Source organism: Methanofollis sp. UBA420 (assembly GCF_002498315.1).
Classification (GTDB): domain Archaea; phylum Halobacteriota; class Methanomicrobia; order Methanomicrobiales; family Methanofollaceae; genus Methanofollis.
This window is the reverse complement of the sequence record NZ_DAGX01000005.1, coordinates 1-13,899: the sequence shown is the minus strand read 5'-3', so window position 1 is coordinate 13,899 and position 13,899 is coordinate 1. Positions and strand designations below refer to the sequence as shown.

Annotated in this window: 16 protein-coding genes; 10 read left to right on the top strand and 6 right to left on the bottom strand. The window is 60.3% G+C overall.

The window, feature by feature from the left end:
* Positions 1-1,180, bottom strand: a 1,180-nt coding sequence (locus tag BP869_RS06275) for an AMP-binding protein (protein ID WP_342677951.1), incomplete at its 3' end; no start/stop codon positions are given.
* Positions 1,181-1,342: 162 nt separating this feature from the next.
* Here BP869_RS06275 and BP869_RS06270 point away from each other — a divergent pair.
* Together BP869_RS06270 and BP869_RS06265 are read left to right on the top strand one after the other, a co-directional pair.
* On the top strand, positions 1,343-2,167 hold the full coding sequence (locus BP869_RS06270) for an SDR family NAD(P)-dependent oxidoreductase (RefSeq protein ID WP_342677949.1): 825 nt from the start codon (positions 1,343-1,345) through the stop codon (positions 2,165-2,167).
* Positions 2,168-2,234: 67 nt separating this feature from the next.
* Positions 2,235-2,408: a hypothetical protein gene (locus tag BP869_RS06265; protein ID WP_342677947.1), complete on the top strand. Its 174-nt coding sequence runs from the start codon at positions 2,235-2,237 to the stop codon at positions 2,406-2,408.
* 12 nt (positions 2,409-2,420) lie between these two features.
* On the opposite strand, the gene BP869_RS06260 is transcribed toward BP869_RS06265, so the two are convergent.
* Positions 2,421-2,732, bottom strand: a complete 312-nt coding sequence (locus BP869_RS06260) for a ferritin family protein (RefSeq protein WP_342677945.1) — start codon at positions 2,730-2,732, stop codon at positions 2,421-2,423.
* Positions 2,733-2,897: 165 nt separating this feature from the next.
* On the opposite strand from BP869_RS06260, the gene BP869_RS06255 reads away from it, so the two are divergent.
* Positions 2,898-4,394, top strand: a complete 1,497-nt coding sequence (locus tag BP869_RS06255; RefSeq protein WP_342677943.1) for a DUF1538 domain-containing protein — start codon at positions 2,898-2,900, stop codon at positions 4,392-4,394.
* Between the two features lie 43 nt (positions 4,395-4,437).
* Positions 4,438-5,268, top strand: coding sequence for a P-II family nitrogen regulator (locus BP869_RS06250; protein WP_342677941.1), 831 nt, complete (start codon positions 4,438-4,440; stop codon positions 5,266-5,268).
* Between the two features lie 22 nt (positions 5,269-5,290).
* Here BP869_RS06250 and BP869_RS06245 read toward each other — a convergent pair whose 3' ends face one another.
* On the bottom strand, positions 5,291-5,719 hold the full coding sequence (locus tag BP869_RS06245; protein WP_342677939.1) for a pyridoxamine 5'-phosphate oxidase family protein: 429 nt from the start codon (positions 5,717-5,719) through the stop codon (positions 5,291-5,293).
* 353 nt (positions 5,720-6,072) lie between these two features.
* Between BP869_RS06245 and acs the strand changes: the two genes are divergently transcribed.
* From acs to BP869_RS06230, 3 genes are all read left to right on the top strand, one after another.
* A complete protein-coding gene (acs, locus tag BP869_RS06240) occupies positions 6,073-7,971 on the top strand; it encodes an acetate--CoA ligase (RefSeq protein ID WP_292405276.1) in 1,899 nt (632 codons plus the stop codon).
* Between the two features lie 42 nt (positions 7,972-8,013).
* Positions 8,014-8,583 carry a TATA-box-binding protein gene (locus BP869_RS06235; RefSeq protein WP_292405278.1) on the top strand — a complete coding sequence of 190 codons (570 nt, stop codon included), beginning with the start codon at positions 8,014-8,016 and terminating at the stop codon, positions 8,581-8,583.
* 317 nt (positions 8,584-8,900) lie between these two features.
* On the top strand, positions 8,901-9,281 hold the full coding sequence (locus tag BP869_RS06230; protein WP_292405280.1) for an ArsR family transcriptional regulator: 381 nt from the start codon (positions 8,901-8,903) through the stop codon (positions 9,279-9,281).
* Here the strand turns inward: BP869_RS06230 and rpiA are convergent.
* Positions 9,270-9,971, bottom strand: a complete 702-nt coding sequence (gene rpiA / locus BP869_RS06225) for a ribose-5-phosphate isomerase RpiA (RefSeq protein WP_292405293.1) — start codon at positions 9,969-9,971, stop codon at positions 9,270-9,272. The genes BP869_RS06230 and rpiA overlap by 12 nt on opposite strands.
* Positions 9,972-9,981: 10 nt before the next feature.
* Positions 9,982-10,773 (bottom strand): 5'/3'-nucleotidase SurE, encoded by a 792-nt coding sequence (gene surE / locus BP869_RS06220; RefSeq protein ID WP_292405281.1) that lies wholly within the window; start codon positions 10,771-10,773, stop codon positions 9,982-9,984.
* Between the two features lie 83 nt (positions 10,774-10,856).
* Between surE and BP869_RS06215 the strand changes: the two genes are divergently transcribed.
* Together BP869_RS06215 and BP869_RS06210 are read left to right on the top strand one after the other, a co-directional pair.
* Entirely contained in the window at positions 10,857-11,744 is an 888-nt protein-coding gene (locus tag BP869_RS06215; protein WP_292405284.1) for an ATP-grasp domain-containing protein, read from the top strand.
* Positions 11,741-12,667: a hydantoinase/oxoprolinase family protein gene (locus tag BP869_RS06210; RefSeq protein ID WP_292405287.1), complete on the top strand. Its 927-nt coding sequence runs from the start codon at positions 11,741-11,743 to the stop codon at positions 12,665-12,667. The genes BP869_RS06215 and BP869_RS06210 overlap by 4 nt, the downstream gene beginning before the upstream one ends.
* Before the next feature lie 77 nt (positions 12,668-12,744).
* On the opposite strand, the gene BP869_RS06205 is transcribed toward BP869_RS06210, so the two are convergent.
* Positions 12,745-13,341 carry a hypothetical protein gene (locus BP869_RS06205; RefSeq protein WP_292405290.1) on the bottom strand — a complete coding sequence of 199 codons (597 nt, stop codon included), beginning with the start codon at positions 13,339-13,341 and terminating at the stop codon, positions 12,745-12,747.
* 388 nt (positions 13,342-13,729) lie between these two features.
* On the opposite strand from BP869_RS06205, the gene BP869_RS06200 reads away from it, so the two are divergent.
* Positions 13,730-13,899, top strand: a 170-nt coding sequence (locus BP869_RS06200; protein ID WP_342679097.1) for a hypothetical protein, incomplete at its 3' end; no start/stop codon positions are given.

Sequence of the window (13,899 nt, the reverse complement as noted above, 5' to 3'; positions counted from 1 at the left end):
TCACCTCGGGGTTGAGCGGCTCGCCGGCGCTGCAGCAGTGCCGGAGGTTCCGGAAATCGAACTTGTCGAGGTCGGCAAGGATCAGCATCCGGTAGACCGTCGGCGGTGCGCAGAACGAGGTCACTTCATACCTTTCCATCAGCGGCAAGAGTTCGGTTGCGCTGAACTTCCCCCGGATATCGTAGACGAAGATACATGCCCCGGCAATCCACTGACCGAAGATCTTGCCCCAGCCGCACTTCGCCCACCCGGTATCCGAGAAGGTCAGGTGGAGGTCGTTGGGCGTGAGATCCTGCCAGAATGAGGCGGTTATGACGTGTCCGAGCGCGTAACTCTGGTTGTGCAGCACCATCTTGGCCTCGCCGGTGGTGCCGGAGGTGAAGTATATCAGCATCGGGTCGGTTGCTTTCGTCTTTTTTGCGACCGGCATACTGACCGTGCGGTGCGATACTGGTGCAGGGTATTCGAGTTCGTGCGGATAACTCGCCCAGCCCTCCCGCTCTCCGTCGGCGAGGAAGAGGGTATCGAGCAGCGGACAGGCATCGGCGACCTCATCGACCTTTCCGGCGTTCTCACAGTTGGTGATGATCATCCGGAACTTTCCGGCCCGGATACGGTACTTGATGTCCTTTGGGGTCAGCATCGTCGGACAGGGACAGTATATTGCACCAAGTTTGATGAGCGCGATAACGAAGATCCACCATTCCGGGACCCTCGGGAGCATCAGCATGACCCGGTCGCCCTTCTTGATACCGTACTTCAACAGGATGTTGGCGGCGCCGTTGGAGAGATACTTGAGGTCGCGGAAGGAGTATTTCTTCTCGTTGCCCGCCTGGTCCACCCAGATCATTGCAAGTTTGTTCCGGTCGGTCTCGGCCCACCGGTCGATCACATCGTAGCCGAAGTTGAAATATGCCGGGACGTCGATCGTAAAGTTCGCACAGGCGGCCTCATAATCGGGAACATTGGGTCCTAAAGTTCGTTTAGAGGGGATCTCCCCGAGGATGGCGGGCTGTAGCACGTCGTTATCGGATGCGCTCTCGACGTGTGTCGTGCAGAGTTCATTGAGCCATTCCGACCGGGAAACCCCTCGGGCATCGCACAGCCTGTCGATCTTCTTCACGAGGTCGTCCGGCATCGTGACCGAGTATCGCACCATACTTACAGGTATGTGGTGCATGATATCATCTTTTTGCTTTTTTTAATGCACGGGATCTCCTGAAAGGCACCATCTTGGGTGCATTGAGCCCCCGTGCAGGCCGGGGGTTAGCGAGGAGCGCACCAGGTCCCGTCGTGCCGGCACCAAACATTCAAGCCAAGAGGGTGCGCACCGGGGCTGCATATGACGGAGCAGACCATCCTCGTCACGGGCTCGACGGACGGTATCGGGAAGGCGGCCGCGCGCCTCCTCGCCGAGCAGGGCCACCGTGTCCTGATCCACGGCAGGGACCCCACGAAGGGTCGGGCCGTCCTCGCGGAGCTGAAGGCGGCCACCGGGTCCGACCGGTTGAGCCTCTTCATCGGCGACCTCTCGGTGCAGGAACAGGTCCGGCGCCTCGCGCGGGAGGTAGGCGATGCGCATGACCGGCTGAACGTGCTCATCAACAACGCCGGGGTCTTCATGCCGGAGCGGGCGGTTGCACCCGGAGGGGTCGAGATGACGGTTGCCGTGAACTTCCTTGCGCCGTTCCTGCTCACCCACGACCTCCGCCCGCTCTTGATGGAGAGCGCACCGGCGAGGGTCGTCAACGTTGCGTCGATAGCCCACCGGAGCGTGCGGTCGGTCGACTGGGAGAACCTCCCGGGATTTCAGAACTACGACGCCTACGATGCCTATGCCGTATCGAAATTAGGGGCCGTCGCCTTCACCGTCCAGCTCGCCCGGCGCCTCGAAGGGAAGGGGGTGACGGCGAACTCTCTCCACCCGGGGGTGACCGACACGAAACTCCTCCGGGCCTATACGGGCGGCCGGGACGGCGGGGCGCCGCCGGAGCACGGTGCGGAGGTGGAGGCGTACCTCGCCGTCTCACCGGATGCCGGCAGGATGAACGGCGGCTACTTTGAGGAGACCCGGTGGGCCCGTCCGTCGGCCCTCGCCCTCGCTCCCGGGTTCCGGGAGCGGTTCTGGGAGATGGGGCGTGACCTTACCGGAACCGGGCGATGGTGACCCGAAAGCATATCACGGATGACGGAGAGCGGTATCCCGTCCGTGAATACGGGGGGAGGGCAGGTACATGAAACGTAAGGTAAAAGGCGACGAAAAAGAGGAGACGAAGGAGTACTGGTGTGAGATCTGCGGGGCAGCCTGCGATGAGGTCACCGAAGAGACGTTTCCCGACCTTCGGAAGGCCAGGACGCTCTGCCCCGACTGCAAGAGATCCTATGAGGAGTCCTGCAGACTGCGATAACGGGGGAAGCGGTCACTTTCCGCCCTTTACCTCGGCGATCATCTCTTCGACCTCCTTATAGCCGTGCTGATAGAACCCCTCTTCGGCGGGGGCGATCTCGCGGAGGAGGCGCAGAAACTCGCCTGCATGCTCCTTCTCCTCGTCGGCGATATCAAGCATGACTTTCCGGACCAGTGGGTCGTCGGTCGAGTCGGCGATCTGTTCGTAGAGCTGGATCGCCTCGTATTCGGCAGCGATCGAGAACCGGATTGTCCGGATCAATTCTCCCGGGTCCAATCGGCGTTCCATGTGGTTCCCGGCAAAGGGATCGGCGAAATCGGGCATTCTTCATAACCTCCCTGCAAACGGTATGAAGGCCGGGAAACTGCCGGCCTCTTTTTGAGGCGTGCGCGGGGATGGTATATATACGTTGGGTCTGCCGCCGTTTCGATCGGCCCCATCGCCCGGGGCTGAACTCTATATATTCATTTAAATCGACATATAAGATGGATGCAAAGAGCGCTGGTAGATAAATTTAAAGAATCGACACGGTCGGTTTTGCCGATAGGCATAATTATCCTCCTGCTTCATTTTACCATAGCCCCCCTGCCGTTCGGCACGCTGATGCTCTTTGTACCGGGAATCGTTCTGCTCATCCTGGGCATGAGCGCCTTCACGCTCGGCGCCGATATGGCCGTGCTGCCGATGGGTAAGTTGATAGGTGCGAAACTGACCGAGTCGCGGAACCTGTGGTTGATGATCCTGGTCAGTTTTCTGCTGGGCGTGGCGTTAACGCTGGCGGAGCCCGACCTGCAGGTGTTGACCCGGCAGGTCCCCGCCGTGCCCGATCTTGTCCTCGTAGCCACGGTCGCCTTCGGCGTGGGCATCTTTCTCGTGCTCGCCATGCTGCGGATACTCTTCCAGGTTAAACTCTCGCACCTGTTTGTGCTCCTGTACGCCCTGGTCTTCATCGTGGCCGCGTTCACCGCCCCGGAGTACATCGGCGTGGGGTTTGATTCGGGAGGCGTCACCACGGGCCCCATCACCGTGCCCTTCATCCTCGCATTGGGCGCCGGTGTTTCGGCAGTCCGCGCGGGACGAAGCTCGGAGGAGGACAGCTTCGGCCTGTGCGCCCTCTGCTCGATAGGGCCGATCCTGGCTGTCCTGATCCTGGGGATGTTCTACGACCCCACAGGCACCGGCTACGCCTTTGAGACCCCCGCCACGGCAAACAGCATGGGGGAACTCGTGGCGCTGTATATCGGAGGGCTGCTTGAATTCTTCGAAGAGGTCTGCGTCATCCTGTTGCCCGTCGTCGTGCTCTTCGGCGTATACCAGGTGGTGAACTTAAAGTTGCCCCGGAGCCAGCTGATCCGGATTGGCGTGGGGCTGGTTTACATCCTCGTGGGGCTCACAGTATTCCTGACCGGAGTGTATATCGGCTTCATGCCGGCCGGAACGTATCTGGGCCATGCCATCGCGTCGTTGCCGTACAACTGGATACTGGTCCCGTTAGGTCTGGTCATCGGCATCTTCATCGTTGCTGCGGAGCCTGCCGTGCACATCCTCACCAAACAGATTGAAGATATCACGAGCGGCGCAATTTCAAGGAAGATCATGATGCTGAGCCTCTCCATTGGCGTGGGACTTGCCCTGGCTCTTGCCATGATCCGCATCCTTGCGGGCATCGACCTCTGGCTCTTCCTCCTGCCGGGCTATGCTGTCGCTCTCCTGCTGACGTTCTTTGTGCCCCAGATCTTTACCGCGATTGCGTTCGATTCCGGGGGTGTGGCCGCGGGCACTATGGCGGCGGCATTCCTGCTCCCGTTTGCTCTGGGGGCCACCGAGGTCCTGGGGGGCAACATGCTGACGGATGCTTTCGGCATCATCGGCATGGTGGCCATGATGCCGCTGATAACCGTGCAGATCATAGGATTGACCTACCAGATCAAGGTGCGGAGGGCGAAAGCCGCGGAGAGGAAGAAGGGCGGGCATAGAAACCTTTGACAAGGAGAATGTCGAGATCATGTGGTGGTAACGAGGAATGAGAATGTTGCACGATACATCTGCAGATGCGCCGCTGGTATTGATGGTTACCATCTTCGACCGGGGGCAGGATGAAAGGATACTACACCTGCTTACAGACGCGAGTGTGACATTTAACCTGTTAGCCCTGGGAAGAGGAACAGCCAACTCTCAAATTTTGAGTTACCTTGGTCTGGGCGAAACCGGGAAGACGCTTCTTTTCAGCATAATGTCGCAGAAACAGTCTAAAGCCCTGCTTGAGCGGGTCGGTAACGAGGTGGGTCCGGATAAACACAACCGCGGTATCGTCTTTACGCTGCCTATCGGCAGCGTCTACGGAGCCCCGGCAGGAGCATTCCCTCAGGGCGTATCAGAAACAGAGAGTGGAGAGCAAGTTATGGAGCAAAATGTCCAGTACGATCTGATCCTGGTTGTTGCAAACAGGGGTTTTGCCGACGTTGTAATGGAAGCGGCAAAGCGGGCAGGAGCGACGGGTGGGACCGTCGTCCATGCACGCGGGACCGGCGCGAAAGAGATGGAGAAGTTCTTCGGTGTGACCATCCTGCCTGAAAAGGACCTCGTCCTGATCGTCACGCAAAGCGAAGCCGGGCGCGGCATCATGGAGGCGGTTATTGACGAAGCGGGGCCGCACACCGATGCCAGAGCCGTCACGTTCTCTCTCCCGGTGAACGGTGTTGCCGGGTTGTCCACGGCCCCGAAAGACCCGGAAGTTCCGGAGACTGAAGGATCAAAACCGGGAGATCCGGAGACTGAAGGATCAAAACCGGGAGATCCGGAGACGGAAAGTTCAAAACCGGAAAGTCCGGAGGCAGAAAGTTCAAAGCCGTCGTCGTGACGGTCCCCCTTGCCGACCCTCTTCACTCTCCGAATCGGATCTTCTGTTTCGGCGCCAGGTTCGTTGCCTGCGTCCAGGTGTAGGCCTCCCCCTTCGCGAGGCGGAAAAGGACCAGCTCGGGGCTCTCCGGCGTCAGGCCGAGATCGACGAGGAAGGGACGGTCTTCGAGGGACCGGCGTTTCAGGGCGGGGTCGTCCACCCACTCGACCGGGCCGGCCGCACGGAGCACGGTTCCCCCTTCTTTTTCAGGGTCAAAGAACCCGATCTCGACGCGGGGGTTCTTCGTGAGTTCCCGGTAGATGTCCTTGATCGTCCAGACCTGGAAGTAAAACCCGGTCGCATCGGCAAACCACATCTGCAGAGGCCGCACACGGGGCTGGTCTCCGTCGGTCGTCGCCACCCAGGCGACCGGATTTTTGTTTGCAAAACGGATGCATTCTTCAAAGTTCATTCATCCATCACCATTGTTACATTCTGCGAAGGGTAATAAATAATCACCGCCGGAACCCTGCTCTCATCCGGCGGTTATCGTCTTCACCTCATGTCCCCCGGCTCCGGCGTCTGCTATTGCGGTTCCAGCACGCATAAGACCCGGAGACCGGCAAAGGGGCCGGAGATGGTTCCTTCTGCAAGCCAATCTATTGAGTGAAGAGAGGTACCGCACCCGGCCCCCCCTGTCCCCCGGGAAATTCACGTTCCGGCGTATCCACCGCCTCTCCCGGCGCCGTGGTGGTTGCCCCACCCCCACCGACCAGAATGTTGATATATTATACATTATTAATAATGTATAATTGGGGTGCCTGAATGGCTGAAAGTTTCAACGTCAAACTTGAGGAGGCGAAGTACTACTCTCCCGAGGCCAGCTGCAAGGAGCGCTCCTGGATCGGTGACTACAACCGGACCTACCAGAAGTTCCTGGCAGACCCCGATGGGTTCTGGGACTGTATCGCGAGGGAACTTGAATGGTTCCAGCCCTGGGACCGGGTGAAGGAATGGGAATACCCGTACGCAAAGTGGTTCGTCAACGGGAAACTCAACATCACACACAACTGCCTGGACCGCCACGCCCACCGCGAGCGGCGGAACAAGGTTGCGATCCTGTGGCGGGGGGAGACTGCGGACGAAGAGCGGACCTACACCTATCGCCAGCTCCTGCAGGCTGTCTCCCGGTTCGCGAACGGTCTTAAGCGCCTCGGCGTCGGGAAGGGCGACCGGGTCTGCATCTACATGCCGGTGGTGCCCGAACAGGTCATCGCGATGCTCGCCTGCGCCCGCATCGGCGCCGTCCACTCGGTCGTCTTCGGCGGGTTCGGCGTCAGCGCCCTCAACCAGCGGATCCGGGGCATCGACGCGAAGGTGGTCGTCACCGCCGACTTCACCTACCGGCGCGGCAAGGCAATCCCGCTCAAGACCATCGTAGAAGAGGCGGTCGTCAACGCCCCGAGCGTTGAGCGGATCGTCATTCTCCGGCGCGATGCCGATAAGCCCGTGGAACTCCACCCCGAGATGGAGGTGGACTATTACGACCTGATGGACGGCGCGGAGCGGGAATGTCCGGCTGAACCGATGGACGCCGAAGACCCGCTCTTCATCCTCTACACGAGCGGCACGACGGGGACCCCGAAAGGCATCGTCCACGCCTGCGGCGGCTACATGGTCGGGACCTACTACACGACGAAGTACGTCTTCGACGTCAAGGACAGCGATGTCTACTGGTGCACCGCCGACCCCGGCTGGATCACCGGTCACAGCTACGCCGTCTACGGCCCGCTCCTGAACGGCGCCACCTGCCTCCTTGCGGAGGCAACCCCCGATTACCCGACCCCGGGCAACTACTGGGACCTCATCGAAGAGTACGGCGTCACCATCTTCTACACCGCCCCGACCGCCATCCGGATGTTCATGCGGGTGGGCGAGGAGTGGCCGAACCGCTACAACCTCTCGTCGCTTCGCATCCTCGGATCGGTCGGCGAACCGCTCAACCCCGAGGCTTTCGAGTGGTTCTACCGCACCATCGGAAAAGAGCGGTGCCCGATCATGGATACCTGGTGGCAGACCGAGACCGGGATGCATATGCTGACCACGACGATCGGCGAACCCATGCGCCCGGGATTCGTGGGCAGGCCGATCCCGGGCGTCGTCGCAGACGTCGTCGATGCGGCCGGAAACCCGGTCCCGCCGGGCACCGGCGGCCTCCTGGTCGTCAGGGAGCCCTGGCCGTCGATGATGCGGACGATCTGGAACGACGACGAACGCTACCGCAAGTACTGGAACACCATCCCCGGATGCTACACGGCGGCCGATCTTGCGGTGAAGGATGAAGACGGCTACATCATGGTCCTCGGCCGGTCCGACGACCTGATCGTCGTCGCCGGGCACAACATCGGCACCGCAGAGGTCGAGAGCGCGCTCGTCTCCCACGCAGCCGTGGCGGAAGCGGCCGTGATCGGGAAACCCGACCCCCTGCGGGGGAACACCATCAAGGCCTTCGTCATCCTCAGAGACGGCTGCGAACCCGGTGAGAAACTGAAGAACGACCTCGTCTACCACGTTCGGATGACACTTGGGCCCATCGCCATCCCGTCCGAGTTCGACTTCGTCCGGTCGCTCCCAAAGACCCGGAGCGGCAAGATCATGAGGCGGCTCTTAAAAGCGCAGGAACTGGGTATGGACCCCGGCGATACATCGACCCTGGAGGAATAAATAACCATCCCCTTTATATACTGTTTTAAGCATGATATATATATGAATGAGCGTAAACCAGAGGAGTCCCTCAAGATAGAAAATATCGTCGCTTCCGCGAAAGTGACGGATTCGCTTGATCTCCCCTCTCTTGCCTCCCAGTTGAAGGACGCGGAATATAATAAAAAACGGTTCCCCGGCGTCGTTCTCCGGATGCAGGACCCGAAGATCGCCGCACTCGTCTTCGGCTCCGGCAAGGTCGTCCTGACCGGTGCGAAGAGCATCGACAGCCTCTCGCGGGGCCTGCAGATCCTCGGCGAGCACCTGCGGGCACTCGGTATCGATATCCCCGAACCTGAAAAACTGACCTACAAGGTCCAGAACATCGTCACATCGGCAGACCTCGGGACACCGATCAACCTGAATAAGATTGCCGTAGGGTTCAACCTGGACAAAATCGAATACGAACCCGAACAGTTCCCCGGGCTCGTTTACCGGCTCGACGACCCGAAGGTGGTCGTTCTCCTCTTCGGGTCCGGCAAACTGATCATCACCGGCGGCAAGGTGCCCGAAGACGCCAGGCGTGCGGTGCAGCGGATCCTCTCCGAACTCTCCAGTCTCGGGCTCATCTAATCCTATAAAATATCCTTCTCTTTTTTTTGGTCGTACGGACCCCCGGTTATTCCCTCTTCTCCGGTATGAAAGTGAGAGGAGGCCGGGACTCGGGCGGCTGGGCCCCGGTTCGTAAACCAGCCGGACTCCTTCTCTCTCCCGGAGATCACCTCCTCATCGCCGAAGGGGGCATGATCCGGTAAGGAAACGGATAATTATCGTCAACCCATTGCTCCATCGATTCTCTTAAAACAACCACAATCGCAAAATCTCCTATTGAAATAATAATATTTTTATAGTCAGATTTAAAACAATAGATATCATCTGATGGTGAACGGATGAGGTCCGACAAGATACAGTATTTTACGCCACGCGATGAAGAACTCGCTGAACTTCTCATGGGTATCGGTATCAAGAGGAATGTCTCCAAAGTGCTCGTATACCTTGCGAACACCGATGAAGCAACCTCTCGCGATATCGAGCGGGGCACCGATCTCCGCCAGCCTGAAGTCAGCATCGCCATGCGCTACCTCAAGGAGTGCAACTGGATCGACACCCGCGAGAGCAAGTCGGAGAGCAAAGGGCGGCCGGTGAAGATCTACACGCTCTCCCGTCCGATAACGGAGATCATGGATACAATCGAGAAGGAAAAGAAAAAAGAAGCCCGGCACCAGCTGGACCTCATTCAGAAGATGCGGGAATGCATCTCATTGCAATGACACAACGCGGCAACCCTTCTCCTCACCGACAATAACCGTTATTTTTTCTCCGTATGCCGTGAAAAGGCCGCACTCGAGCGCGCCGGGAATGGCGGCTATCTCTCTTTCCAGGACCCGGGGACTTTTGATCGCTCCGAAGTCGCAATCAACGATGAAGTTCCCGTTGTCGGTAACAACCGGGCCGTCTTTCTTCACGCCGTCCCGGAGAACCGGCTCGGCGCCGAGGAGAGCGAGGCGCCGGATGACGCCTGCGGAGGCGAACGGGAGCACCTCGACCGGGACGGGTGCACTCAGGGTATCGACCATCTTCGTCGGATCGACGACGATGAGCACCTTTCGGGATGCGTCCGCCACGCATTTCTCCCGGAGGAGCGCCGCGCCGCGTCCCTTGATCAGGCAAAGATCCGGATCGACCTGATCGGCCCCGTCGATGGCGATATCGATCTCGGGGTGTTCGTCGAGGCTCGTGAGCGGGATGCCGTACCGGTGTGCACGGACGGCCGCCTGGTAGGATGTCGGAACGCCGGCGATGGACAGACCCTCTCCGGCGATCCGCATCCCCAGCCGCTCCATCGCAAAAAAGACGGTCGACCCGGTGCCGAGACCGACGACCATCCCGTCTTCGACCGCCCCGGCTGCCCGATACCCCGCATTCCGCTTCGCCTCTGCTGCAATCATCGCCGTACTCATCGTCCTCTCTTCAGATATCCGTTCCACCGAAGATCCTCCTGAGGCGATCTGCGGCCCGATATGCCGTACAATCGAGCGTGATGGGCGTAATGGAGACGTTGCCTTTCTGCACCGCGTGCGCGTCGGTCCCTTCCTCCGCATCTTCGTGCAGGGGCCCGTCGATCCAGTAGTAGGGGCGCCCGCGAGGGTCGAGGCGCCTCTCCACGCCGGTGTAGAAGAGCTTCTCGGCAAGGCGGGTGATCTCGTAACCGCCGCGCACCGATGCCGGGATATTCACGTTGATGACGTCGGCATTCTCCGGGAACCCGTTTGCGAGAATCTTACCGCAGATCTCGCGGACCACCAATTTTGCATCGGAGAACCTATCCGTGATCTTCGATGGATCGTCGAACTTATCGCCCTGGTCCTCCACCTGCAACGAGAAGGCAAGGGACGGCACTCCCTGGTTGGCCGCTTCGAGCGCGGCCCCGACGGTCCCCGAAGTCATGATGGACTCGTATGAGAGGTTTTCACCGATATTGATGCCGCTGACGACGAGGTCCGGGTTCAGGTTCAGGGCAAACAGCCCGATGATCACGGAATCGGTTGGTTTCCCGCCGACCGAGTATGCCGGCACCCCGTTCATCGCCACCCGGGTTGCACGGATAGGCTCAAAGATGGAGATCGATCGCCCCACGGCGCTCTGCTGGGTGGCGGGCGCGACCACGGTGACGTCGGCGATCGGCGCAAGCGCATCATACGCCGCCCAGAGCCCCGCAGACGTGATTCCATCGTCATTGGTAAGCAAAATCTTTTGTTTCATCCTTGTTTATAGGATGGTCCCTGAGTCACAAAAACCTGCCCGATCGTCAGGGTCAAGTCTCCGGCGGTCAACCTTGTACTACGATGAAGGCACTTCTCGCCGAATACTCCGTATGCAACGACCCCGACCTTGCGCCTGAGGGTGCTGCCATGCTCGCCACGCTGAGCGAGAGTTTTGCCCGGTGCGGCTACGACGTGGTGGTCCCGGAGGGACCCGATTTCGAGGGGGAGATCCGGAGGCTCGCGCCCGGGTGCGACGTAGGGCTGGTCATTGCACCGGACCACCTCCTTTTCCGGTACACGCACCTCCTCGAACAGTTCACTCACAACGTCGGATGCGGCAGTATGAATGTGGCTGTCTGCGCAAACAAACAACGGACAGCGGCAATCCTCTCCCGGAACGGGGTTGCGGTCCCCCCCGATGCCGGTGAAGGGAGACAGGTGGTCAAACCGATCATGGGCTGCGGCGCCCGCGGGGTCCGGCTGACGGACGGGGAGCCGGGTGCCGGCGAGTTCGCCCAGGCATATATCGAGGGGGAGACGCTGAGCGTGAGTCTTGTGGGAAGCCGGGTGACCGGCGACGTCTGTGAGTTCTACTCTGGCAACCCCCCGCTCCTGCTCGCCGTCAACCGGCAGGAGATCGCCGTCGCAGAAGACGGGAGTTTCCAGTATCTCGGGGGCGAGACGCCCGTCCACCCGGAGCGCGAGGAAGAGATCGTCGCCACGGCCGTCCGGGCGCTGAACATCCTCGGGTGCCAGGGATATGCCGGGATCGATGTCATCGTCAAAGACCGCATCTACGTAGTGGACGTCAACCCGAGACCTACGACCAGCCTGGTCGGCATCGCAGCCGTCATGGAGGAGGAGATCGCCGATATCCTTGTTGCTGCGTCCCACGGCAAAAGACCGACGGAGGTCCATCTCTCCGGGAGGGTGCGGTTCGACACGGACGGGAGGATCAGCCGGCCATGATCGGCATCGATATCGGCGGTGCGAACCTCAAGGTCGTCGACGACGCCGGTGTGCACATCCACTACTGCCCGCTCTGGCAGGGCGCCCCGCTTGCCGCACTCCTCGAACCCTACGCGGAACCCGCCGCCGTGGTGATGAGCGGAGAACTGGCGGACTGTTTTGCAAGCAAGATTGAGGGCATCAAATGGATCGTCGGGACCGTTCATGCGGTCATCCCCGATGCCGCCTTCTACGGCACCGACGCGGCGTTTCATACCCGGCCGGTCCCGGACCTTGCCGCTGCGAACTGGCTGGCGTCGGCGGATTACCTGCGCGAAGAGTACGCCGATGCGGTGCTCCTCGACGTGGGGAGCACCACTGCCGACGTCATTCCCCTCAACTCCTTCGAGAGTCTCAAAGGGCTGACCGACACCCGGCGGCTGCAAAAACAGTATCTCGTCTATACCGGCATGCTCAGGACGAACGTCGCCGCAATCCTGTCGTCGGTGATGCTGGACGGAACGGTAACCCCGGTGAGCACCGAGTACTTCGCCGCAAGCGCCGATGTGCATCTCGTGCTCGGCCATATCGCTCCGGAAGACTATACCTGTCCGGCTCCGGATAACGGTGCAAAGACCGCCGATGCAGCGCTCCGGAGGCTTGCCAGGGTCGTCTGCGCCGATCTCGACGAGATCGGGGAGTCCGGGGCCCTCCAGGTGGCCAGGCAGTTCTGGGAGGCCCAGAGAACGCTGATCGTCCGTGCAGTGGGGCGTGCGCTCTTCCGGAGCGGCGCCGAGCAGGTGATCACGGCTGGGATAGGAGCGGACCTTTTCGCCCGTGAACTGGACGGCATCATGCTGGAACAGGAACTCGGAGAGTTCTCGGATGCACTGCCCGCGTATGCGGTGAGGGAGGTGGCGCTACGGCAAACCGCTTCCGACTGACCCTCGTTCTGCTCGCGGCATCGGTCGTCATCACGGCGGCGTCGTTTGTTCTCGGGTTTCCGTTCTTCTTCCTCTTCCTAGTTATACCACTGATCCCGCTGTTCGGGCGCACTCCTGTTGTGAAGCGCTGTCCGGTCTGCGGGTGGGAAACCACAGGCAGCGAGCGCTTCTGCCCCTACGATGGGACGCCGCTCACGGTCGAGGGCGAAGGTGGCGAGGTTCAGCAGGGAGAGCGGTAGGGGAAGACCGAAGAGTTCTGTTGCCGGGATCGCGCCGAAGTCGCGGGAGGCGTAATTCCGGATTGTCCCCCGGTCGACGACGATCCCCATCGCCCGGAGGTAGTGTGCCGCCCGGTTGAAGGGCATCTGCTGCGCAAGAACGACGCAGAGGTCGACGATGGGCGATGCGAGGCGGGTGTCGGGGTAGAACGGCGCGTCTGCATAGCAGAGAGCGTTGCATTGCCGGCAGTAGAACCGCTTCACGTTGACCCGAATGGTGCGCTCTTTTCCGTCATCGAGCAGGACGGCAAACCGTTTTTCCCGCAGGTCATGTCCCGTCACCGGACCGCCGCACGACGGGCAGGCCGCGAGGTCGGTGAACTCGACACCGTCCATTGACGTCAGGGCGTTTCCCACCAGGTCGACGAGCATGGGCGGGACAGGCAGTTTTTTCATCACGGTGGTTGCTCCCCTGTGGAACTGTGTGAAAAGTATGGTATGCCACCAATAATAACCCCATTCCTCGAAGAGAACGGCCGGCATAGCGAGGACCCGGGCCCTCATGTCCGGTGCTCCGGGGGCGTGCCTCCCGAAACTGCCTTCATCGAAGTCTGCTCCGGACCGGGGCAGGAGAACCGCTCGACGGCGGCGCCCTGTGAGCGTCCGGGTCTATGGGCCCGGATGGCAGGCCCGAATATTGATCCGGTCGGTAATCCCGGGAAGTGCACCCACCCCCCGGAGTGAAGGGGGCACACAACCCACACTTATTCATCAAAAAATCGCTTGTTAAGCACTAGTGTTAAATATTTCAATTGTCTATATTAGTGTATCCGAGGTTTTTACCATGGATCTCAAGTACGTACAGACAACATGTCCCTACTGCGGTACCGGCTGCAGTTTCAACCTCGTCGTCCGGGACGGGAAGGTTGTCGGCACACAACCTTACACCCGCTCCCCGGTCAACGAGGGAAGGGTATGCCCCAAGGGCACCTACGCCCATGAATTCATCAACAG